This is a genomic window from Acrocarpospora catenulata, from assembly GCF_018476525.1.
Lineage (GTDB): Bacteria > Actinomycetota > Actinomycetes > Streptosporangiales > Streptosporangiaceae > Acrocarpospora > Acrocarpospora catenulata.
On the sequence record NZ_JAHCST010000033.1, the window covers coordinates 71335 to 93447 of the forward strand.

Genomic DNA, 22113 nt, shown 5'->3' on the forward strand with positions numbered 1-22113 from the left:
CACAGCGGGTTCACCTTCAACCCACCTCGGAACGCGCGGCCCCCTCGGCAGAACCCCGGGACGACGGACCGCGATCGACCGGATCATTGGGGCCAAGGGCACGAGGCCGTCACCGAGCAAGCCGTCGTCCCGGCAGCTTGAGACGGACGTGGAGGACTTCAGCGTGCCATCGGGCGACAGTCAGGTAGACCGTGGGGAAGGCCAGGCGATGGCGGGCGATGGCGGGCGGTGGCAGGCGCACCACGACTGCCACCGCTCTCGGCATCGATCCGGGTCAGGACAGGGCCAAGCGATGTTCGGCGAGGTCGGCGTGGTGGTCGTGTTCGGCCGGCCCGTCGGGGTCGGCATGCACGGTCGCGGCAGTAAGCCGTGGCAGGTGATGGATAAGGCGATGTTCGGCTTCCGCCGCGATGGCATGGGCCTGTACGACGCTGAGCCGGTGGTCCACCAGGAGATCGACCTCGGCGCGCAGGCAGTGACCGATCCACCGCATGCGCAGCGAGCCGACGCCACGCACGCCGGGTGTTTCCGCCACGATGTGCTCGGCCTGGGCGATCAGCGCGGGGTCGACGGCGTCCATCAGCCGGTGGTAGACCTCGCGGGCGGCATCCCGCAGCACGTAGAGGATGGCCACGGTGATGAGCAGGCCGATGATCGGGTCGGCGTACGGCCAGCCGGCCCAGACTCCGGCGGCGCCGACCACGACGGCCAGTGAGGTGAAGCCGTCGGTGCGGGCGTGCAGCCCGTCGGCGACCAATGCCGCGGAGCCGATCTCCCGGCCGACCTTGATGCGGTAGCGGGCCACCAACTCGTTGCCCAGGAAGCCGATCACTCCGGCGGCGGCCACCCAGCCCAGCGACCGCACCGGTTCGGGGTTGAGCAGACGATGGACCGCCTCGTAGCCGGCCAGGCCCGCCGAAGCGGCGATGACGACGACGATGACGATCCCGGCGAGATCCTCCGCCCGGCCGAAGCCGTAGGTGAACCGGCGTGAAGCCGTCCTGCGGCCCACCGTGAAGGCGATCGCCAAAGGCACCGCGGTGAGGGCGTCGGCGAAGTTGTGCAAGGTGTCACCGAGCAGGGCCACCGACCCCGACACCATGAAGACCGCCACTTGTGCCAGCGCGGTGACGGTGAGCAGGGCGAAGGAGATCGCCAGGGTGCGCATGCCGCGGCGGCTGGTTTCCAGCGCGTGATCGGTCCGGTCCGCGACAGCGTGGCTGTGTGGCGTTACCAGGTGACGTAGGCGTTCGCCTATGGTGCCGCTGGGGGATCGGTGGCCAGGGGTCTGGTGTCCATGTCCATGGCCGTGTTCATGGCCGTGTTCATGGTGGTGGGAGGATCGCGGGCTGCGCACGCTCATCTGCTCCTCGTTTCCATCTGTTGGGAGCGCGGGTGACAGAAGGGTTATCCCCTTGATATGTATTCATATGCGCACGCGATTACATGTTAGGTGCGTTAACCATGCAGCAGCGAACAGACCACAGCCAGCCGACCGATGCCCAGGTAGAGGTGGCGATCACGGCATTTCGAATGCTCTGCGACGCCACCCGGCTTCGCCTGCTGTGGGCCCTGTCCCATGGTGAACATGACGTGGGAAACCTGGCCGCTGCGGTGGGGGCCGCTCGTCCCGCGGTCAGCCAGCATCTGGCCAAGCTACGGCTGGCCGGGCTGGTCGCCTGCCGGAGAGAGGGCAGGCGCGTGCTTTACCGGGCTCGTGATTCGCACATCCGGGCGTTGATCGCCGAAGCGGTCCACCACGCCGACCACGAGGTCTCCCACATTCCGCGTCACGAGTAACCCGCCCATGCGGGCCCCGGCTCCCCCCCCGGCCGCCCGTTGATCGTCAAGACATCTCCATGCCGACCCCTGGTTTCAGCCCCGCCTGTACGGATGCGGATCGCGGCTCGGCTGCCTCTGACATATTCACGAGTGCATACATCTTGACGGGTCAGCGTCACCAGGCGCTGCCCGTACTTCGGTTGCGGTGATCGCTGTCCCCCGGGGCGAGCACGGCCACAGACGAACCGACGGCTGGCGCGACTTTCGTTCGCGTTGAGCTGGAATCCGGAGGACTTGGTGCACGTACCCGACGGTTTCTTCACCGTCGCACTATCGGTGGCGGGCGCGGCGGTGGCCGCAGGCGGTATCGCCGTTTGCCTGCGCGGGGCGCGTAGGGAACTGGATGAGCGGATGGCGCCGATGGCCGGGCTGGTGGCCGCGTTCGTCTTCGCCGCCCAGATGCTCAATTTTCCCGTCGGCGCCGGGACCAGTGGCCACCTCCTCGGCGGCGCCCTGGCGGCGATCCTGGTCGGGCCGTACACCGGGTTCCTCTGCGTCGCGGTGGTCATCGCGGTTCAGGCCCTGTTCTTCGCCGACGGCGGTCTGACCGCGCTGGGCATCAACATCACCCTGATGGGGCTGGTGACGGTCCTGATGGGATACGGAACCTTCCGCGCGGCCGGCGCGATCCTTCCGCGCAGCCGTACCGGTATCGGTGTGGCTGCCTTCGTCGGAGCCGCTGTCTCGGTGCCGGCGTCCGCGCTGGTCTTCACCGCGATGTACGCGATCGGCGGGACCTCCTCCATCGATCCGCTGAAGGTCGCTCTGGCCATGGGTGGCGTACACGTGATCATCGGCCTGGGCGAAGGTGCCATCACGGCGCTGACCGTGACCACCGTGCTCGCCGTACGGCCCGACCTGGTCTACGGGGCCCGTGGGCTGATCAGGCGAGCCCAATTGCGTACGGCCTCCGGGGAGCCGGTCCCGGTCGCCCAGCATCGAACCGGCCGCGCCGAGACATCCAAGGCCCGGCCGTTCCTGCTCGGCGGAGTGGCCGCGGCCGCGGTACTCGCGGGTGTGGTCAGCTTCTACGCCTCGGCCAGCCCTGACGGTTTGGAGCGGGTCGCCTCCGACCTGGGTTTCCTGTCCCAGGCCAAAGACCATCCCCTGGCCGGCTCCCCGCTGGCCGACTACAGCGTCGAAGGCGTCGAGGACGAACGACTGTCGGCGGGACTGGCGGGTCTGCTGGGGGTGGGGGCCTCGCTGCTCGTGGGGGGTGGGGTGGCCTGGCTGGTGCACCGCAGGGAACGCCGCAGGCGTCTTGCTCAGACCTCCGCCGAGGCTCGGCCCGGTGAGCAGCAGACCACCGAGTCTGCAACCACCGAGTCAGTGACCACGGAGCCGTGACCCGTGGCCGCAGGACACATCCACCGGCTCCATAGCCCGGGTGACACGACGATCCACCGGCTGCCGCCGCAGTGCAAGCTCGCCTCGATGATCGCGTTCACCCTTGTCGTCGTGGCCACCGATCCCACGCGGTTCCCCGCGTTCGGCCTCTACGCCCTGCTGCTGGCCACAGTGGCCGTGGCCGCGCGTATTCCTCCGGCCTTCCTGGCGCGCAGGATGGTGGTCGAGGTGCCGTTCGTCATCTTCGCGCTGGCGTTGCCCTTCCTGGCGCAAGGGGACCGCCTGATCGTCCTTGGCCTGGAGATGAGCGCCGACGGTCTGCTCGCCGCATGGAACATCCTGGCCAAGGCCACCCTGGGGGTCATCGCATCGATCCTGCTGGCCGCCACCACCGAGCCGCGCGCCCTTTTGCTCGGCGCCCAGCGGATGCGCCTCCCCGCGCCGCTGACGCAGATCGCCGCCTTCATGCTGCGCTACCTGGATGTGATCGTGGACGAGATGCGCCGGATGCGCATCGCCCGCGAATCGCGTGGCTTCGTGGCCAGGGACCTCCGGCACCTGCCCGTCGTGGCCCGTTCCGCCGGAGCCCTGTTCATCCGCTCCTACGAGCGCGGCGAACGCGTGCATCTGGCCATGCTCAGCCGCGGCTACACCGGAACCATGCCGATCATCCATGACGTGCGGGGGACCGCGGCCCAGTGGGCCCTGGCCGCGATGCTCCCCACCGCCGCCGCTGCCGTACTGCTCGGAGGACTGTTGTGAACTCGCTGCTGGTCCAAGGCCTGATGCACGCCTACCCGGACGGCACCCAGGCGCTGTTCGGTGTGGACCTGTCCATCGAGCGGGGGGAACGGGTCGCTTTGCTCGGCCCCAACGGCGCGGGGAAGACCACGCTGGTGATGCACCTGAACGGCATCCTCGCCCCCAGCCTCGGCACGGTTTCCGTGGGCGGACTGCCGGTGACCCGTGAGAACCTGCGGGAGATCCGCCGCCGTGTCGGACTGGTCTTCCAGGACCCCGACGACCAGTTGTTCATGCCGACGGTCCGCGAAGACGTGGCGTTCGGCCCGGCCAACCTCGGCATTCGCGGCCGGCAACTGGAACTGCGGGTCCAGGAGGCGCTGGAGCGCGTCGGCATGCTCGACATGATCGACCGGCCACCGCATCACCTGTCCGGCGGCCAGCGGCGCCGTGTCGCCCTGGCGACGGTGCTGGCCATGGAGCCAGAAATCCTGGTCCTGGACGAACCCTCCTCCAACCTGGATCCGGCCGCCCGCCGCGAACTGGCCGACATCCTGCGCGATCTGGAGATCACCGTTCTCATGGTCACCCACGACCTGCCTTATGCCTTCGAACTGTGTGAACGCTCCGTGATCCTGTCCAGCGGGACCATCGCCGCCGACGGACCGACAACCGCGATCCTCGCCGACCCCGGTCTGCTGAGCCGGCACCGCCTGGAGCTTCCCTGCGGCTTCACCATCCAGACACCCATGTGACCAACGTCAGGTGGCCTGGTCGATCAGGTGTTGGAGGGTGGGCAGGGGCATGGAGGCCGGCGGGAGGTGTTGTTGGGCGTGGCGGGTGGATTGGGTTTGGAGGGTGGTGTTGATCGGAGTGGGGATGTTGTGGAGGCGGCCTAGGAGGGCGATTTCGCCGTTGATGTAGGGGGATTCGATGGTGCCGCTGGATTTGGCGAGGCTCTGCCAGGAGGAGCCGCCGGGGCGGGGGATGTTCTCGATGGGGTGGAGGCTGACGGCGTCGCCGCGGCGGGATTCTTCTTCTTCGGGGGTCGCGTAGGGGATTCCGGCGGCGTTCAGGACGGCTTGGGCTTCGGTTACGGCGGCGTGGTGGAGGGTTTCGGCGCCGGGGGCGTGGCCGACCAGGGCTTCGATGGCGTTGCCCAGGTTGCCGAGGAGTTTGGCGTATTTCCAGCGCATGATGGCTGGGTCGGGCCAGCTTTCGAAGGAGCTGTTGGAGAGGGTCGCGGCCAGGTGTTCGGCGAAGTTGTCCACACCCTGTGGATAACGGCCCAGGGGGAGCATGCCGGAGAGGGGAGCGCCGTACGCGGCGACGGTGCCCGGGTCCAGGTGGAGGGCCGGGAGCCAGACGAGCATGCCGTACACGGTGGTGAAGAGGCGGAGGGCGAGGCGTTCGTTCTCGACGGCGTTCTGGGCGCAGACGAGGGGGAGGCGGTCGGCGGCGGTGCCGCCGCCGGTGACGGGGGCGGTGGACCAGAGGTCGAGGGCGGCGGCGCTGTCCTGGGTCTTGACGGCGAGGATGAGGACGTCGTCGGGGGTGAGGGTGAGCTCCCGGGGGTCGGCTACGGCGGGGATGGGGAGGGTGCGGGTGCCGCCGGGGGTGGCGAAGGTGAGGCCCCGGTCGCGGAGGGCGGCCAGGTGGGCGCCTCGGGCGGCGAGCACCACGTCGTGGCCGCTCTCGAAGAGCCGGGCGCCGATGGTTCCGCCCACGGCTCCGGCGCCGATGACGATGTAACGCATGTCCTGATCCTGACAGGCGAATGTGTCGGTGCTGTCGGGTACTGTGCGTGACCATGCTGTACATGACGGCGGTGGTCGCGCGGGCGGCCGGGTCCGGTGACGAGGAGGCGATCCTGTTGCTGGAGACCGCCGACCCACGGGCGCCGCTCACGATGCCGTCGCTCGCGCTGGAACTGGGTCTCGATCCGGCCCCCGGCACGGTGACCTCGGAACCGCCCGGGTTCCGGGTGCACATCGGGCACGACGATGTCGCGATCGAGCTGCCCGACGGGCGGGCCTTCCACCGTCCGGTCAGCGCCGAGTGGCTCTACACCGCCGGGATCCGCCGCCGGGTGCTGGTCGCCGTCGGCTACGAACCCGCCGCCCTGCGCTCGGGGCAGGTGGCGTACGCGTTGGTGCCGCTCTGACGTACTTTGTGCCGCGCTGACCGTACGGCGCGGCGTTCGCTGGTTTCGAGGCGCCTTATATGCTGCGGAACGTATGGCTACCCGCTGAACCGAGAGGATTCTCATGTACAAGGAGTTCGCCGCCGAGGTCGTTGTGTGGATGATCCCGGTGCTCATCCTGCTGGGCATCGCCTTGCTGGTGACCGCCGGCTAGGTGAGTTCGAGGGTGTAGTCGCCGGAGGGACAGCCGGTGATGCGCCAGCCGCCGGTGGTCTGGTGGAAGGCGATGCCGGTGACTCCGGTGGCGGAGACGCTTGGGCGGGTCTGGCCGGGGGCCCACACGTCGAGGGTGCACTGGCCGTCGGCCGCGGTGGCCGTCAGGCGGAGGGCTCGGCGGTAGGGGGCCGATCGGAGCGAGGTCAGGCGGCCGGGTGTTGCCCGGGGGTAGGCGCGGGTGGCGGCGGTCAGCAGCTCTCGGGATGGGGGCAGCGGTTCGCCGGTGGCGCAGTCGACAGGGTTGAGGCTGGCCGGGGCGTCGCAGTTGGGCTGCTTCCAGTGCTGGTAGGCGCCGCCGGTCATCGTGGTGTCCTCGGCGGTGGTGTAGCCGTACAGGGCGGGGCGGTCTTTGGCGCTCCAGGTGCCGGACCAGAGGGCGGTGCGGTAGCGCAGGGCCATTCGGTGGGCGAGGGTGACGCCGCGTTCGATGGAGACCAGGTTCTGGTCCGTGGGGTGCGGGGCGAAGACCAGGTTGGGGTCGGTGGCGAAGCCCGGCGGGGGTGTGGGGTCGAAGCCGGTCCAAGGCCGGGCGGGTTGGAAAAAGATCAGGTGGGGGAAGCCCTGGGCGGCTTGTTCGGCCGTTCTGATCGAGGTGATCGCCCGTTCGTAGTAGTGGCCGAGCAGCAGCGACGAGATCGCCGGTAGTTGGGCGCCGGTGCCCGGCTCGTCGAGCAGGTCGAAGCCCGCCACCGATGACGATGCCGCGAAGGTCGTGGCCAGCCGGGCCCAGGTCGCCAGCAGCCGAGGTTGCACATCCTCCTGATCGGCGTAGAGCCCCCCATCCGCCCGCAGATTGATCACGGTATACAGCTCGGCCTCGGCGGCCCACTTGACCGTTTCCTTCACCTTCTCCAGGTACGCCTGATCGGTCACCCCAGGGTTCGGCTCCAACCGCCCCCACGAGACCCCAAGCCGAACAACGCTGAACCCCAACTCGGCCATCAGCCGAAGGTCCTCTTTGCCCGCGTCCCCCTGCGCCACGTTCACCCCCCGCAGCAACACCTGCCGTCCTCGTACATCGACGATGGCGGGCGCCGCCACCGAAAGTCGGGGTAGGGGGTCCTCAGCGCGACCAGTACGAGCGCCGCTGCCGCTGCCCGCAGAAAGATCGCCGTTCCCCGCAGGGAGACCGGCGCTGCCCGCAGGGAGACTGGCGCTGCCCGCAGGGAGATCGGCGCTCTCAGTGGGGAAGTTGGCGTTTCCCGAGGGGAGATTGGTGTTTCTGGCGAGGAGATTGGTGCTCTCTGCACGGAGATCTGAAGGAGCGCTGGATGCCGCTCGTGTCACGTTGCCTTCGGAGAAGGCGGTGTCGGGTGGCTGGAGCGTGGTGAGTAGGACGGTGAGGGCGAGTGTGGTGATCGGTGCTCCGGGGGTACGGAGGGTGTGGGGGAGGAGGATCAGGGCGATTGCGGCTATGAGGCCGATGGTGGTGCCGTAGGCCAGGGCGATTGACAGGCGGAGGAGGGTGGCCGGCAGGGGCCAGAGGTCGTTGGAGAGGGTTTCCGCTGGGTCGGAGGCGAAGAGGGCGAGCATGCTCTGGACGACACCCAGGGCCAGTCCGGCGCAGGTGCAGGCCAGCCAGGCGCCGATGAAGGTGGTCAGTCGGTCGGGTCCCATCGTGAACCGTCCGGAGAGCACGTGGACGAAAGCGAGGAACACGCCCAATCCGAGTAACCCGTTGATCACCCCGGCCTCCGGGGTGGGGGCGACGAACCACCACCCGTCCCCGAAGGCGTATCCGACCGGGGAGTGCGTCCACCACGCCCGCGCGACCAGAAGCAGGCCCCCAACCCCCGCGAAAGCCGCGAACACCGTCAACTCCGGCACGGGCTTGCCCCGCCGCCCCGCCCGTTCGCCCCGCCGCCTCGTCGGTTCGCCCCGCCGGTCCGTCGGTTCGCCTCGCAGGTTCATCCTTCCGCCCTGCGGGTCTGCCGGTTCGCCTCGCAGGTTCATCCTTCCGCCCCGCGGGTCTGCCGGTTCGCCCCGCTGGTTCATCCCTTCGCCTTGCCGGTCTGTCGGTTCGCCCCGCTGGTTCATCCCTTCGTCCCGCAGGTTCGCCCGTTCGCCCTGGTGTCCTGCCCGTTTGCCACGCCGCATCAGAAACCAGGCCGGAACTGCGGCAGGCCACCCCACCAGCCCCGCGGACAGCCCCGTAGCGCCCATCGACCAGGCCGCGAAGAGTACGGTCGACCATTTGGGAACGCTCCCAATCGCGGCCATCAAAGAAGCGCCGAAGCGGGCAATCATCGCCGCCAATACGACAACGCCCCAGGTCGCGAAAAATGCGGATGAGTTGCTCCGCCGCAGCATCGCCCACGACCCTGCCAAGAACAAGCCCAGCCATAAAGGCACATACACCAATAAATCCACCCACCCCGCCCGACTTGGTGAAACCAGCACCGCATCCAGCCCGGGGTAGATCAGGGATTCCATGACTCCAGCGGGAGCGCCTGCGGAAGGTGTCCTAGGCCCAGCGGGGTCGTTTGCGGACTCAGCGGGGTCGCCTGCGGAAGGCGTTCTAGGCTCGGCGGGGTCGCCTGCGGAAGAGGCTCCAGGCCTACCGGAGCCGCCCACGGAAGGTGTTCCAGGTTCAGCGGGGACGTCTGCCCCGGATTCAGCGGGAACGTCTATGGAAGGCGTGCCGGGTCCAACGGAGGCGTCTTCGGAAGGTGTTCCGGACCCAGCGGGGACGTCTGTGGAAGGCACTCCGGATCCAACAGGCGTGCCTGCGGAAGACGCTCCAGATCCGGCCGAGGTGGCTGCGGAAGGTGTTGTGAAGGAGCCGTCCTTGGAAGGGTCCAAGATCGCGCCGAGCAGGAGGAGCAGGGCCAGGGCGAGGGTGCCGGTGAGGGCGGCGCGGAGGACGGCTGGGGTGGTCATGGAACTCCGTAGTGCGTGGGGTCGTGTCAATGTGACACGTTTCACTTGCTGCCACTGGCGGGCCGGAAGAAGATCCAATCAGTGATTGGGGGTCTACGTACAGCTGTCCCCGCAGGTAAAGCCCCCTTTATCCCCATAAATGCGGCCATATTGGGACCGATCCATGTATTTCGGTCACGCGCCTACAAAAGTGTCACTTCCGTGCAATCTTGATCACTTGGAATTGATCATGTGATACTGCGCCAGTGATGTCGCTGATGTCGAAAAGGGTGACGCAAGCGACATGCGAGACGGACGGCACAGGAGGGCGTCAACAAGCTACTGAGAGTGGTCGCCTGGCCCGACCAACAGTCCATCCTCCGCAGCGGCGGGCACATGACGAGAAGCCCGCCTCTTGGACCGTTCAAGCGCCCATCCGCCAGCGCCACTCGGCTGTGCGGATCGTCAATGTGGGGAGCATCCGCGATGTCCATCGACCTAAGCGCGCGGCCGGCGAAGCAGGCAAGACTCATCCGATTACACCGTCTCCTCCCGAAGCTGATGCGCGACCCGGTGAACGGGCTCGCGGAGATCGGGATGGCCTCCGGCGGAGAGATCGTCCGTCTCGATCTCGGCCTCTTCCGCCCCTATCTGATCAGTCACCCGGATCATGTGCAACACGTCATGAAGGGCAACTGGTCCAACTACCGGCGTGAGGGCATGTTCTGGAAGCCCCTCGAACGGCTCCTCGGCAACAGCATTCTCGGCGACGGCCCAGGCTGGGAGTCCAGCAGGAAGATCCTGCAGCCGCTCTTCACCGCCAGGTACGTGACCGCGCTCAGCGAGGACCTGGCCGACACGATCAACGAGGGCTTCGAGGCGCTCAGGCCGCACGAGAAGAGCGGAGAGCCCATCGACACCGCGGCCGAGATGGGCCGGGTGGTCAACAAGGCCGTCATCAAGGTCCTGTTCGGAAGCCGGATCTCCGACACGGACGCCGACCGGGTCGCCCCCGCCTACTCGACGGCGGCCACCTCCTTCGCCTTCCGCATGCTGTTCCCCTCGGCGCCGTACTCGATCAGGGTGCCCGGCGACCGCCGCTTCCTCGACTCGATCAAGACGATCGACGAGGTCATGTTCCCCGTGATCGAACAGGCCCGCCGGGAGCGCAGCGAGGGCAAGGACATCGTGTCCGCCCTGTGCCAGTCGCGCGACGAGAAGGGCGCCGAGATCGGTACCCAGCAGATGAGGGACGACCTCGTCAGCATCTACGGCGCCGCGTCGGAGACGACGGGCATGGCGCTCACCTGGCTCTGGCCCGTACTCGCGGAGAACCCGGAGGTCGAGGCGAAGCTCCGGGAGGAGATCGACCGCGTCGTGGGCCGCGGTCCCGTCCGCCCCGCACACCTGCCCGACCTGACGTACACCAAGATGGTCCTCCAGGAGCTGCTGCGGCTCTATCCGTCCGGCTGGATGCTGCCGAGGATGGTCGCGGAGACCGAGGAACTCGGCGGCGTGCGCCTCAAGGCGGGCTCCCAGGTGCTCATCAGCCCGTACGCGACCCACCGGCTGGCGGAGTTCTGGGAACGCCCGCTCGTCTTCGATCCGGAGCGGTTCTCCCCGGAGAACCAGGAGCGGCGGCATCGGTGGGCCTACTTCCCGTTCAACGGCGGCCCGCACGTCTGCCTCGGCCAGCACCTCTTCTACATCGAGGCGCCGCTCATGGTGGCGGCCCTGATGAGCCGCTACCGGCCGGTGCTCGTCAACCCAGGCACGTTCAAGCCTCTCCCGGCCCCGTCGGTACGGCCCGGCCGGACGGTCGAGATGGCGTTGCTGCCCCTCGGACAGGCGTGACAGCATGACCCAGCAAGATTTGGGCGTGGACGAGATCGCCCTTGCGGCAGAGCAGGGCAGGATCTGTGCCCTGGCCGCAGACTGCCAGCGTGACCTGCAGAAATGCGCGGCCCGTTATCCGGACCTGTTCCCCGCCAGCCCGTTCGATCCGCGGTTCTTCAGCACGGTTTCGCTCGCCAACGCGTTCGGCTCCCCCTGGCTCCCCGCGGATCGCATCCGCATCGCGAACCGGACTTCCCTCTGGATTTCCGGAGCCGACTGGCTGGTGGACTATCTCGCCAAGGAACGCGACGACATCCAGGCGATCGTACGCGGCTGCCTGGCGGTCGCCGACGGCGCGCCGGCCGACACCCCGCTCGCCGGGTTCCTCGCGGAACTGAGGGACGACCTGCGTGACGATCCCGCCTCCGCGCCCGCTTTCGCGCTCCTGGAGCCGGTCTGGCGGGACGAGCTGGAGCGCTACCTGAGCGCCGAGGCGAGGGAGTGGGACTGGAAGAAGACCTCGGCCAAACCAGACACCGAGGAGTATCTGGAGAACTCGGACAACTACGGGACCTCTCTGGTGAACGTCTGGCACTGGATCTTCACCAGCTCGCCCGGCTCCCTGGCCCACCTGGACGAACTCCGCGCCGCCAGCCGCAAGGTGGGGTACGTCCTGCGGTTGCTGAACGACCTCGCCAGCGCCGAGCGCGATCTCGCCTGGGGGGACATCAACATCCTGGCCCTGGGCCTCGGCCGTGCCGACGTGACCGCGCGGATCGCCGAGCTGATGGACGAGTGCCGGACGCTGATCAGGCCGTTGAAGGACACCTGCCCTCAGGAGGCTGTCTACCTAGAGCGCCAGCTCGGGTACAGCACCGGGTTCTACGGGATCACGGACTACTGGGGGGAGTTGTGAGCATCCACGATCTGGCGTCGCCGCGGACGGACGACGCCCAGGAACTCGTGCAGAGCCTCATGTCCCGCCCCTGGGGCCAGGTCTCACCGTCGATCTACGAAACGGGCCGGTTGGTGTCGCTCACCCCATGGCTGGTCGGCCATGCCGAGCGCGTCGACTTCCTGCTCACCAGCCAGGGCGCGGACGGGGCATGGGGCGCCCCGGACGGGTACGGGCTGGTGCCGACGCTGAGCGCGACCGAGGCCATCCTCGCGGTTCTCCACCGAGGCGACGCGCTGGTTGACCGCGAGGTGCTGGAGGAGTCCGTCACCCGTGCGCTGGGCGTGCTCTCCCGCTGGCTGACCGAGCCGGGGCCCGCCTACCCGGACATGCCGGCGATCGAGCTCATCGTCCCGTACCTCATCACCCTCATCAACGACCGGGTCAGTACGCCCCTCCCGCTCCCTGAGGGGATGAGCGGCACCGCCCTGTTGGTGATTCGCAGGCGTCTGGCGTCCGGCGTGGACCTGCCGGACAAACTCCTGCACGCGCTCGAAATCGGGGGCGACGCGGCCAGCGGCGCTCCCGCCGTGCACGTCACCCCGATCGGGACGGTGGGGGCCTCCCCGGCCGCCACCGCCGCCTGGCTCGGCGATCGCGGCCTCCTCGACAAGACCCACCCCGCTCGCCGGCACCTTGAGGCGGTCGCCCGGCGGCACGGCGGCCCGGTCCCGGTGGGGATGCCCATCACGGTCTTCGAGCGTGGCTGGGTGCTGAGCTGGTTGCGGCGTGCGGGCATTCCCTTCGATGTCCCGCCGGAGATGGTGGCGGATCTGCGGGCGGCGATCGGCCCGGCCGGCACCCCGGCGGGCGCCGGGCTGCCGGCGGACGCGGACACGACCGCGGTCGCTCTCTACGCGCTCGCCGCGCTCGGCGAGCCGTATGACCCCGCGAGCCTCCGCAGCTACGAGACCGACACCCATTTCTGCACCTGGCCGGGCGAGCAGGGCTTTTCGGTCAGCGTCAACGCGCACGTGCTGGACGCCTTCGGACTGTACGCGGCCGGCCGCGGCGAAGCCGTCCCCGACTACTACCGGACGGCGACGGAGAAGCTGGCCAAGCTGTTGCGCGACCATCAGCGGCCGGATGGAAGCTGGGCCGACCGGTGGCATGCCTCCCCGTACTACGCGACGGTGTCGTGCGCGCTCGCGCTGGAGGATTTCGGCGGCGAGCAGTCCGCGCCCGCCGTCCAGCGGGCCGTCCGGTGGGTTCTGGACACCCAAGGGCATGACGGTTCCTGGGGCAGGTGGGGCGGCACCCGCGAGGAGACCGCCTACGCGATCCAGATCCTGTTGCTGACCCGGCCCACCGAGGATCCGCGCCACGCCGATGCGGTGGCCGACGGTTACGCCTACCTTGAGCGGACGGCGGACGCTCCCGGCGGCCCGGCCCTGTGGCACGACAAGGACCTCTACCTGCCGCTCGCCATCGTACGGGCGGCCGTTCTGGCGGCGAGGTATCTCGCCGCCCGTTTTCTCGGTCCTTAAGGCCAATATGGGCCAAATACTCCCAAAAAGGACAAAGAGGTATTTATAGCAATAAAAATGGGACGCCTTGTCCATTGTGGGCAATGCGCCTTGAGTGGCTTTCGTGGTGTTGCTAGGGTTCCCCGGGTGCCGTCAGTCACAGGCTGAAGGCATCTTCAGAGCGGGTTGGTCGTTGGTAATCGCCGCGAAACATTCCAGGCGTCTCTCGTTGAGATTTGCAAGGTGAAATCTATGCGCTTCCGCAACTCCCGCGTGCGCGCCAAGGTCGCTGCCATGCTGGTGTCCCTGGCCGCGCTCTGGGCCTTCGCTGCCTGGGTGACCGTACGGGAAGGCGTGAACCTGCTCGGCGTCGCCTCGCTCGACTCCAGCGTGGTGGCGCCCAGCGAGCCGCTCCTCGTCGAGCTCCAGAAGGAACGCCGGCTTTCGATGGTCTACCTGGGCAGCGCCGGACGCCAGCCCAGCAGTGGACTGGGCGCGCAGCGGGCGCGGACCGATGCGCTGCAGGCGGACTACGAAGAGTCGGCTCGCTCGGCCAGCAGCAGCTTCTACGTCGACGCGAACCGCGAGCGGGCCATCACCGACACCTTCCAGAAGCTGACCGGGCTGGCGTCCCTCAGAAAATCGATCGACGATGGTCGCGTCGGCCGTGTTCAGGCGGCCGAGGCGTTCACCGACATCATCGAGTCCGTCTACCGGATGTACGACTCGATGGCGACGCTCGACGACGAGGCCTTCGCCCGGGACACCCGAACCCTCCTCGGCCTGAGCCGCGCCCGCGAAATCCTGGCCCGTGAGGACGCGACCCTGGCGGGCGCGATCGCCGCAGGGCGGTTCAGCAACGATGAGCACGCCCAGTTCGTGCAGATCATGGGCGCTCAGCGGTTCGTCACGGACCAGATGATCGGCCAGTTGACCGACGCGGATCGCCAGCCCTTCGAGAAGGTGCTGGAAGGTTCCGCGTTCACCCGGTTGCGGGCACTCGAATCGGCCGTCGCGCAGAGCTCGCGGGCGGGGTTCGCCCCACCCGTCAACGCCGAGCAGTGGCAGTCGGCGACCGACGCCGCTCAGGCGGAGCTGCAGAAGGCGATCCTCTCGGCGGGCGACGACCTGGTCGACCGAGCCACCCCGATCGCCGTCGGTGTGGTCGTGCGACTGGTCCTGGCCGGTGGTCTCGGGTTGATCGCGGTTATCACCTCGGTGATTCTGTCGATCACCACGGCCCGTGCCCTCGTCCAGCAACTGGAGAAGCTGCGCACGGCGGCCCTCGAACTCGCCCACGAGCGTCTGCCCAGCGTCGTCGATCGCCTGGCGCGCGGCGAGAAGGTGGACGTCGAGGCGGAGGCGCCACCCCTCCAGTTCGGCGGCGACGTGATCGGCCAGGTCGGCCAGGCGTTCAACGCCGTGCAGCAGACCGCCGTCCGGACCGCCGTCGAGGAAGCCGAGCTCCGGCAGAGCATCCGCGACATCCTGCTCAGCCTGGCCCGCCGTACCCAGTCGCTGGTGCACCGGCAGCTCACCCTGCTGGACGTGATGGAGCGCCGGGAGAACGAGCCGGAGGAGCTCAACGACCTGTTCCGGGTCGACCACCTGGCCACCCGAATGCGGCGCAACGCGGAGAACCTGATCGTGCTCTCCGGCTCCTCGCCCGCCCGGGCCTGGCGCAACCCCGTCCCCATGGTGGACGTGGTACGCGGCGCGCTCGGCGAGGTGGAGGACTTCACCCGGGTCACCGTGCTGCCCATGGGCAAGGTCGAGCTGACCGGCCGGGCCGTCGGCGACGTCATCCACCTGCTGGCCGAGCTGGTGGAGAACGCGGTGTCGTTCTCCCCGCCGTACACGGTGGTGCAGGTGTCCGGGCAGATGGTGGCCAACGGCTACGCGATCGAGATCGAGGACCGGGGTCTCGGCATGACGGCCGAGGACCTGGACGTGGCCAACCAGCGCATCATGGACCCCCCGGAGTTCAACCTCTCCACCACCGCCCGCCTCGGCCTCTTCGTGGTCAGCAAGCTGGCCGAGCGGCACGGTATCCGGGTCCAGCTCAAAGCCTCCCCGTACGGCGGGACCACCGCGGTGGTGTTGCTCCCGCGCGAACTGGTTATCGAGGACGATCTGTTCACTCTCCACCCGGCCGAGCAGGTCACCGAGATGCCGCGCATGGCGGTGGTGACCCAGCCGCAGGGGTCGCCCGAGCCGCTGCCCCGGCCGCCGCAGCCGCCGCTCTCCGCCCCGGTGGTGGCCCCGATCGCCGAGCAGCGTCGTCGCCCCGAACTCGTGCCGGACACTCCGCCCTTACCGACGCGTGTCCCGGAGGCCCCAGTGCCCGAGCCTGCGCCCGAGTCGTTCACCCCCTCAGGACTGCCGTTCCGGGTGCCCCAGGCGAGCATCACGCCGGCCCTGCGCGAGGTGCCCAAGGCCCAGGAGGAGGAGGACGACGACCGTTCTCCCGAAGACATTCGAAAGATCATGGGTTCGTACCAATCCGGTACGCGACGTGGAAGGTCCGAGGCCGCGCGACTGCTCGGACAACAGAAAGACGATGAGGACAACCGATGACGACCGCATCCGCTGATCTGGCCTGGCTTCTGGACGATCTTGTCGGGCGGGTTCGCGAGGCTCGGCACAGCATCGTGTTATCCACCGACGGCCTGTTGCTGGCCGCCTCCCGTGGGCTCGCCCAGGAGGACGCCGAGCACTTGTCCGCGGTGGCGGCCGGTGTGCAGAGCCTGGCCCGAGGGGTCAGCGAGCGTTTCGAGGGCGGACCCGTCCGGCAGACGATCATCGAGATGAAGTCGGCCTACCTGCTGGTAACGGTCGCGGGGCAGGGTGCCTGCCTGGCCGTGCTCTGCGAGGAGCAGACCGACATCGGTCTGGTGGCCTACGAGATGGCCATGCTGGTCACCCGGGTCGGCCAGTACCTGACCTCTCCCGCACGGTCCGTGGCGTCTTCTACCAGGAGCGATCCGTGAACGAGGAGCAACTGTACGACGAGCAGGTGGTCCGTCCGTACGTGATGACCCGGGGACGCGTCGAGGCGCGGGCCAAGCTGGATCTCATCACGCTCGCGGTCACCATCCGGCAGACGACCGGGGTGGAGGTCGGCCTCGATCCGGAGCACCTGACGATCGTCCGGCTCTGCCGACGGCCGCTCTCGGTGGCGGAGATCGCGGCTCACCTGGACCTGCCGGCCGGAACGGTCCGCGTTCTCCTCGGCGACCTGCTCGACCGTGGGTTCATCATGCTGCAGGAGCCGGCCCCCGAGGTGGACGTGCTCGACGAGAGAATGTATAGGGCGGTGCTCGATGGCCTCCGCGCGCTCTGAACAGAGCAAGAAGATGCCGACGGCGATCAAACTGCTGATCGCCGGCGGCTTCGGGGTCGGCAAGACGACGATGGTCGGCGCGGTCTCCGAGATCCGGCCGCTGCGCACCGAGGAGGTGCTGACCAACCGGTCCATCGGCGTGGACGACCTGTCGGGCGTGGAGGCCAAGAGCACCACCACGGTGGCGATGGACTTCGGCCGGATCAGCATCGGCGACGACTTCGTGCTCTACCTGTTCGGCACGCCCGGCCAGGAGCGTTTCTGGTTCGTCTGGGACGAACTGGCGCGCGGCGCGCTGGGAGCGGTGGTGCTGGCCGACACCCGTCGCCTGGCCGACTGCTTCCCCTCGGTGGACTACTTCGAGCGGCGGGGCACCCCGTTCATCGTCGCGGTCAACTGCTTCGACGGCGCCCCCCGCTACAAGCTGGACGAGGTCAAGATGGCGCTCAACCTGAGCTCCGAGATCCCCGTCCTACTCTGCGACGCCCGCCGCCGCGAATCAGGCAAGGAAGTCCTGATCACCCTCGTCCAACACGCCTACGGCCGCCGCCCGGTAGCCAAGGTCTAGGCGGGCCACCTCTCGGCCGGGGCGGCGAAGATGCCCCGGAACGGCACCCGGTAGGCCCAGCCCTTGGCGGCCAGGCGGGTCAACGCGTGCTCGGCGGCGTCCCGGGAGCTCCGGAACTCGATAATCAGCTCCCGGGTGGTGGCGACCCGCCGGTGTGGTGGGATCGTCCCGCTGCGGACGCGTTCCCGCAGGACGGTGAACAGCTCTTCGACCCGTTCCTCGAACGGGGCCTGCGGGGTGGTCGCCTCGGGCGTGCCGACGAAGTAGCCGTAGCCCGGTGTGGACCTGATCAGGCCTCGGTCGCGCAGATCCCGCTTGACCCGCGCGGCGGTGCCACCCGCGATGCCGAACCGGGCCATCAGCTGCGGCGTGCTCGGCATCGGCGCGTCCTGCGGGATCTGCCCGCTGGTGATCCGGGTGGCGAACACCTCAACGATCTCCCGCCGGGGGTCCACTCCCGGCAGTGCCGGAAACGACTCCAGCATCTCTTCTCCCGTCACAACTCGAACCAGACAACTCGCCCGCGCGGGTGCTCGCGGTATCCCCAGGCGTCCGCCAGCCGCTCCACCAGCCACAACCCCCGCCCGCTGCAGGCGTCCCCGCCCCGCCGCACCCGCGGCCTGCTGACCGCCGACCCCTCATCACTCACCTCCACCTGTACGGCCTGGCCCGCCGCCCTGGCCCCTCCCACGGCCACCCCACCCGTGCGGACGCGGTGTGCCGGATCGCGTTGGTCACCAGTTCGGAGACCAGCAGGACGGCGTCCTCCACCCTCGGATGATCAACCTTTTCCAGCACTGACCGGACATATCTCCGCGCCGCCGAAACAGACGTCGCTTCCCCCGGCAAATCAAGCGCGCCGAGCAATCCGCCAACCCGCTCTGCCACTGCCATTCCGATTCACCCCTTTTGTTGTAGAGGACCACCGTCAAGATTTGTCAGTCGAACTTCCGCACCTCTTGACGAACCGCTCCCAAGGGTGCACTTAATCTGTTTTGATGCACAGCGACTGACCAGGACATATATCGCAAGGGAATTTAACTTTCACTTTCTGTGCCGGTGCAATACCGGTATAACCGGATCGGACGGAGGACCGATGCCCGCCCCCCACGAGCTCGACCCCACCCGCAGCCCCCGTGCCCTCCTTGGCGCTGAACTGCGCAAATACCGGAAACTGGCGAAGCTCTCCCAGGAGGAGCTGGCCGAGAAAATCAACTTCAGCGCCGGTATGATCAGCTTCACCGAGCGCGCCGCCCGCATGCCCAGCCGCGAACTCATCGAACTCTGCGAGAAGGCCCTCGGCCTCGACGGCGAACTCCTCCGCCTCTGGCCCCTCGTCACGATGGAGGCGGCCCCACAGTGGTTCCAGCACTGGATAGAAATCGAACCCGACGCCGTCACCCTCCGAACCTGGGAGCCGCTTCTTGTTCCCGGGCTGCTCCAGACCGAGGACTATGCTCGCGCCCTTCTGACCCGGACCCGGGGGATGACCGAGCAGCAGGTCGAAGAGGCCGTCACCGCGCGGATGACGCGCCAGAGAATTTTCGACCGCGAAGTTCCGCCCATGTTCTGGGTCGTCATCGACGAGGGCGTTCTCTGCCGTCCCCTCGGCGACAAGGAGATGATGCGCCGCCAGCTTGAGCACCTGATCGAGATGGCAGACCGCCCCCTCGTCACCATCCAGGTCGTCCCTCTGAACTCCTGCGCCGCGGCGGGTCTCCTCGGCGGCTTCGTGATCGCCCAGCTTTCCGGCCAGCCTGATACCGTATATATCGAATCGGTCGCGCAGGGATATGTGACTTCAAAGCACGAAGAAGTTATGCCTGTCGTAATCGCCTACGAAGTCATACGGGCTGATGCGTTGTCCGTCAGCGCGTCGTTGGAGCTGATCAAAGAAAAGATGGAGACCCTATGGACCTGAATGACGAACTCGCGGCCGCTGCCTGGCGCAAGGCGTCTTTCTCCGGAGGGAACGGCGGTAACTGCCTGGAGGTCGCCCCTCTCTCCGGCGGCCGAGTCGGTCTCCGCGACACCGAAGCCCCACACCAGGAGCCTTTCGTGGTCAGCGCCAGTGTGTGGACGGCCTTCGTGAAAGGCGCCAAGTCCGGAGAATTCGACTTCTAGCCCAGTCCCAAGCCCTTGGCGCCCCACCGGCCGCGCGCCGACCGGGTCCAGCACGGTCTCCGCGTCTTCGCCGAGCAGGAGGCGGGCACCTGAGGTCAGTCGTGGTCGCGGAGGGTGGCGGCGACGTCGGGGACGCGGTTTTGTTGGCTGCGTGGGGGGCGGTGGTAGTTCGTTGTGGGGGGGCGTTTGGGGATTTCGAGGGGGATGCGGCGTACCTCGTGGTACGGGATCGTGGAGAGGAGGTGGGAGATCATGTTGATTCTGGCGGAGCGTTTGTCTTCGCTTTCCACCTCGTACCAGGGGGCTTCGGGGATGTCGGTGTGGACGAGCATTTCGTCCTTGGCGCGGGAGTAGTCCTCCCATCTGGTGATGGACTCCAGGTCCATGGCGGAGAGTTTCCAGCTGCGCATGGGGTCTTCCAGGCGGGCGCGGAAACGGCGTTCCTGTTCGGCGTCGCTGACGGAGAACCAGTACTTGCGGAGCAGGATGCCGTCCTCTACGAGGAGGCGTTCGAAGATCGGGCACTGGTGGAGGAAACGGGCGTGTTCTTCCTGGGTGCAGAAGCCCATCACCCGTTCGACGCCCGCGCGGTTGTACCAGCTGCGGTCGAACAGCGCGATCTCCCCGGGGGCGGGCAGATGCTCCACGTACCGCTGGAAGTACCACTGACCGCGCTGCCGCTCGGTCGGTACGGGCAACGCCACGATCTTGGTGACCCGGGGGTTCAGGTACTCGACCACTCGTTTGATCGTGCTGCCCTTGCCGGCCGCGTCACGTCCCTCGAAGACGATGACGAGACGCTTGCCCTCCGTCCGTACCCACTCCTGGAGTTTGACCAGCTCGCCCTGGAGACGGAAGATCTCCTTCTCGTACGCCCGGCGCCGCACCTTGCCCTTCGTCATGAGCCACCTCCCGATTTCCAGCGATCATAGGCGAGGACTGTCGTCACGCCGGACGCGGGTTGTCCGAACTTTTGTGACTATGGCGGCGTCATATCCGACATCGACGACATCAATGACGCATCCACTCTGGTCCCGGTACGCAGGCGACGCCGATTCCTGCCCTGGGCGGCCCTGGCCGTCGCGGCCGGGCTGGTTCTCGCCGGGCTGGTCCTGCTGCGTGCTCCAGCGACCCCGGCCCCGGCGCCGGCGCCGGAACCCGCCGCTCTCCCGTCCGTTTCGCCGGCTGGGGCACCTACGGTCCTGGTCGAGGCGAGTTCCTCGATGGTCGGCTGCGACTGGAGCGCCTCACTGGTCGGGGACGCGAACTCGGTCTGGCTGCTCGGCGCCCGGCAGGTCCGGGTCCCCACCCCAGCCCAGCCCGTCGCCCTCACCATGGCCAACCTGGACGGCGACCGGTGCCCCGACGTTGTGGCCGGGCTCGCCGACGCCAGCGTAATGATCATCTGGGGACGGAAAAAGGGGGACGCCCCGGTCCGGATCCTGCGCCCGCCCGGCGGCCACGCCGGCGGGAACTACGGCCTGTCGCTCGCCGCGTACCGGAACATCCTGGCCGTCGGCGCGCCCGATGACGGTGACCCGGGGGCGCGTGGCTCCGGCGCGGTCTACCTGTACGCCTTCGCCGGCCGTGAGCCCGGCAGGGCCAGGCGGATCAGCCAGAACACGCCGGGTGTGGCCGGCAACAGCGAAGCCGGCGACCACTGGGGCTGGTCGCTGGCCGTGGGCCGGTTCCCCAAGGGTTCCGGCATGTATCTCGCGGTCGGCGCGCCGGAGGAGAACACCGACGGCGCCGGGACGCAGAACCACAAGGGTGTTCCGGCCGCGGGCGCGGTGACCCTGCTCTTCGAGCCGATGACGGAGGCTCTGCACAGCCGCAGGTACACCTACCAGCGGGGCCGTGTGCCGGGCGCCAGGTACGGCTACGCGCTCGCCTCCGGCACCCTCGACGAGGAGAGCTACCTCCTGGTCGGCGCGCTGGGCGCGAACGCCGTCGAGGTCATCACCATCGAGGGGCCCCGGCCCCTGGAGGTGTCCAACACGCTGCGCCACCCCCAGCCGGGCACCGGTTTCGGCGCCGTCCTGGCCATGGCCGACGGGCGGGCCGTCATCGGAATGCCGGGGGCCGACGAAGGACTCGGAGCCGTCAGCGTCGGTTCGGTGAGCCCGAACGCCCGCCCGGCCACGGTGCTCTCCGCACCGGGCATCAGGCCGGAAGACCGCTTCGGCCTCACCGTCACCGTCGGCGGCAACCTGACGATCACGGTTGGCGCCCCGGGCCACACCGGCACCGGCGCCGTCGTCCAGTACGACCTGGACACCCTGACGATGCGGTCCTGGCTGAAACCACCTCCGGACGCCGTCAGGTTCGGCGGCGCCCTGGGCGGTCGCGCGCCGACCTGGTGACCTACTCGGCATCACCCTGAGTGTCGAATTGTTACTTGGAGTTACAACCTTCTAGGCTGCGGAGCTGGACCATCTGTTTCATTCGGGGGAGATCCAGTTGGCGCATGCCACCTTGCCGCAAGAGTACGTTTTCGACAATGACGGCGATCACTCCGTTGACCAGCACCGTTGCCTGGCGGAACTGCTCGATCCGCTGACGTTCGCGCGGCTGGGCCGTACCGGGGTGGGGGAGGGGTGGCACTGCCTGGAG

23 protein-coding genes are annotated in these 22113 nt (G+C 68.3%); 16 read left to right on the top strand and 7 right to left on the bottom strand.

Going from position 1 to position 22113, the window contains the following annotated elements:
• Positions 1–274: 274 nt before the first annotated feature.
• Positions 275–1168: a cation diffusion facilitator family transporter gene (locus tag KIP79_RS28215; protein ID WP_250213963.1), complete on the bottom strand. Its 894-nt coding sequence runs from the start codon at positions 1166–1168 to the stop codon at positions 275–277.
• A gap of 296 nt (positions 1169–1464) precedes the next feature.
• Here KIP79_RS28215 and KIP79_RS28220 point away from each other — a divergent pair, with 296 nt between their 5' ends.
• The 4 genes from KIP79_RS28220 to KIP79_RS28235 all read left to right on the top strand — a co-directional run bounded on the left by KIP79_RS28220 (position 1465) and on the right by KIP79_RS28235 (position 4685).
• Positions 1465–1800 (top strand): ArsR/SmtB family transcription factor, encoded by a 336-nt coding sequence (locus KIP79_RS28220; RefSeq protein WP_214107960.1) that lies wholly within the window; start codon positions 1465–1467, stop codon positions 1798–1800.
• A gap of 279 nt (positions 1801–2079) precedes the next feature.
• Positions 2080–3189, top strand: coding sequence for an energy-coupling factor ABC transporter permease (locus tag KIP79_RS28225; RefSeq protein WP_214107961.1), 1110 nt, complete (start codon positions 2080–2082; stop codon positions 3187–3189).
• Between the two features lie 3 nt (positions 3190–3192).
• Complete coding sequence (gene cbiQ / locus KIP79_RS28230; protein ID WP_214107962.1) at positions 3193–3951, top strand: cobalt ECF transporter T component CbiQ; 759 nt, start codon at positions 3193–3195, stop codon at positions 3949–3951.
• Positions 3952–3974: 23 nt separating this feature from the next.
• Positions 3975–4685, top strand: a complete 711-nt coding sequence (locus KIP79_RS28235) for an energy-coupling factor ABC transporter ATP-binding protein (protein WP_214107983.1) — start codon at positions 3975–3977, stop codon at positions 4683–4685.
• Between the two features lie 6 nt (positions 4686–4691).
• Here KIP79_RS28235 and KIP79_RS28240 read toward each other — a convergent pair whose 3' ends face one another.
• Positions 4692–5687, bottom strand: a complete 996-nt coding sequence (locus KIP79_RS28240) for a ketopantoate reductase family protein (RefSeq protein ID WP_214107963.1) — start codon at positions 5685–5687, stop codon at positions 4692–4694.
• Positions 5688–5734: 47 nt separating this feature from the next.
• On the opposite strand from KIP79_RS28240, the gene KIP79_RS28245 reads away from it, so the two are divergent.
• Positions 5735–6094, top strand: coding sequence for a hypothetical protein (locus KIP79_RS28245; RefSeq protein WP_214107964.1), 360 nt, complete (start codon positions 5735–5737; stop codon positions 6092–6094).
• 189 nt (positions 6095–6283) lie between these two features.
• Here KIP79_RS28245 and KIP79_RS28250 read toward each other — a convergent pair whose 3' ends face one another.
• Positions 6284–8260 carry a glycoside hydrolase family 5 protein gene (locus KIP79_RS28250; protein ID WP_214107965.1) on the bottom strand — a complete coding sequence of 659 codons (1977 nt, stop codon included), beginning with the start codon at positions 8258–8260 and terminating at the stop codon, positions 6284–6286.
• Positions 8261–8543: 283 nt separating this feature from the next.
• Between KIP79_RS28250 and KIP79_RS28255 the strand changes: the two genes are divergently transcribed.
• The 8 genes from KIP79_RS28255 (at position 8544) to KIP79_RS28290 (ending at position 17376) form a co-directional block, all read left to right on the top strand.
• Complete coding sequence (locus KIP79_RS28255; protein ID WP_214107966.1) at positions 8544–8768, top strand: hypothetical protein; 225 nt, start codon at positions 8544–8546, stop codon at positions 8766–8768.
• A gap of 1001 nt (positions 8769–9769) precedes the next feature.
• Positions 9770–11062, top strand: coding sequence for a cytochrome P450 (locus KIP79_RS28260; protein WP_214107967.1), 1293 nt, complete (start codon positions 9770–9772; stop codon positions 11060–11062).
• A 4-nt stretch (positions 11063–11066) separates the two neighbouring features.
• Complete coding sequence (locus KIP79_RS28265; protein ID WP_214107969.1) at positions 11067–11960, top strand: terpene synthase family protein; 894 nt, start codon at positions 11067–11069, stop codon at positions 11958–11960.
• Positions 11957–13486 carry a prenyltransferase/squalene oxidase repeat-containing protein gene (locus KIP79_RS28270; RefSeq protein ID WP_308169931.1) on the top strand — a complete coding sequence of 510 codons (1530 nt, stop codon included), beginning with the start codon at positions 11957–11959 and terminating at the stop codon, positions 13484–13486. Before KIP79_RS28265 ends, KIP79_RS28270 begins: the two co-directional genes overlap by 4 nt.
• A gap of 231 nt (positions 13487–13717) precedes the next feature.
• Positions 13718–16042 carry a sensor histidine kinase gene (locus tag KIP79_RS28275; RefSeq protein WP_214107970.1) on the top strand — a complete coding sequence of 775 codons (2325 nt, stop codon included), beginning with the start codon at positions 13718–13720 and terminating at the stop codon, positions 16040–16042.
• A complete protein-coding gene (locus KIP79_RS28280; protein ID WP_214107971.1) occupies positions 16039–16455 on the top strand; it encodes a roadblock/LC7 domain-containing protein in 417 nt (138 codons plus the stop codon). Before KIP79_RS28275 ends, KIP79_RS28280 begins: the two co-directional genes overlap by 4 nt.
• Positions 16452–16808 carry a DUF742 domain-containing protein gene (locus tag KIP79_RS28285; RefSeq protein ID WP_308169932.1) on the top strand — a complete coding sequence of 119 codons (357 nt, stop codon included), beginning with the start codon at positions 16452–16454 and terminating at the stop codon, positions 16806–16808. Before KIP79_RS28280 ends, KIP79_RS28285 begins: the two co-directional genes overlap by 4 nt.
• Positions 16789–17376, top strand: coding sequence for a GTP-binding protein (locus KIP79_RS28290; protein ID WP_214107972.1), 588 nt, complete (start codon positions 16789–16791; stop codon positions 17374–17376). The genes KIP79_RS28285 and KIP79_RS28290 overlap by 20 nt, the downstream gene beginning before the upstream one ends.
• Here KIP79_RS28290 and KIP79_RS28295 read toward each other — a convergent pair.
• The 3 genes from KIP79_RS28295 to KIP79_RS48625 are packed head-to-tail and all read right to left on the bottom strand — an operon-like array spanning position 17373 to position 18147.
• Complete coding sequence (locus KIP79_RS28295; RefSeq protein ID WP_214107973.1) at positions 17373–17861, bottom strand: GntR family transcriptional regulator; 489 nt, start codon at positions 17859–17861, stop codon at positions 17373–17375. The genes KIP79_RS28290 and KIP79_RS28295 overlap by 4 nt on opposite strands.
• An 11-nt stretch (positions 17862–17872) precedes the next feature.
• A complete protein-coding gene (locus tag KIP79_RS28300) occupies positions 17873–18025 on the bottom strand; it encodes an ATP-binding protein (protein WP_214107974.1) in 153 nt (50 codons plus the stop codon).
• The gene (locus tag KIP79_RS48625; protein ID WP_256447507.1) at positions 18022–18147 is read right to left on the bottom strand and encodes a hypothetical protein; all 126 of its coding nucleotides are present in this window, start codon (positions 18145–18147) and stop codon (positions 18022–18024) included. Before KIP79_RS48625 ends, KIP79_RS28300 begins: the two co-directional genes overlap by 4 nt.
• Positions 18148–18472: 325 nt before the next feature.
• Here KIP79_RS48625 and KIP79_RS28305 point away from each other — a divergent pair, with 325 nt between their 5' ends.
• Positions 18473–19297 carry a helix-turn-helix domain-containing protein gene (locus KIP79_RS28305; protein WP_214107975.1) on the top strand — a complete coding sequence of 275 codons (825 nt, stop codon included), beginning with the start codon at positions 18473–18475 and terminating at the stop codon, positions 19295–19297.
• Positions 19288–19500: a DUF397 domain-containing protein gene (locus tag KIP79_RS28310; RefSeq protein WP_214107976.1), complete on the top strand. Its 213-nt coding sequence runs from the start codon at positions 19288–19290 to the stop codon at positions 19498–19500. The genes KIP79_RS28305 and KIP79_RS28310 overlap by 10 nt, the downstream gene beginning before the upstream one ends.
• A 95-nt stretch (positions 19501–19595) precedes the next feature.
• On the opposite strand, the gene ppk2 is transcribed toward KIP79_RS28310, so the two are convergent.
• Positions 19596–20402, bottom strand: coding sequence for a polyphosphate kinase 2 (gene ppk2 / locus KIP79_RS28315; RefSeq protein WP_214107977.1), 807 nt, complete (start codon positions 20400–20402; stop codon positions 19596–19598).
• Positions 20403–20723: 321 nt separating this feature from the next.
• On the opposite strand from ppk2, the gene KIP79_RS28320 reads away from it, so the two are divergent.
• Positions 20724–21863: a hypothetical protein gene (locus KIP79_RS28320; protein ID WP_214107978.1), complete on the top strand. Its 1140-nt coding sequence runs from the start codon at positions 20724–20726 to the stop codon at positions 21861–21863.
• Positions 21864–22113: the final 250 nt, after the last annotated feature.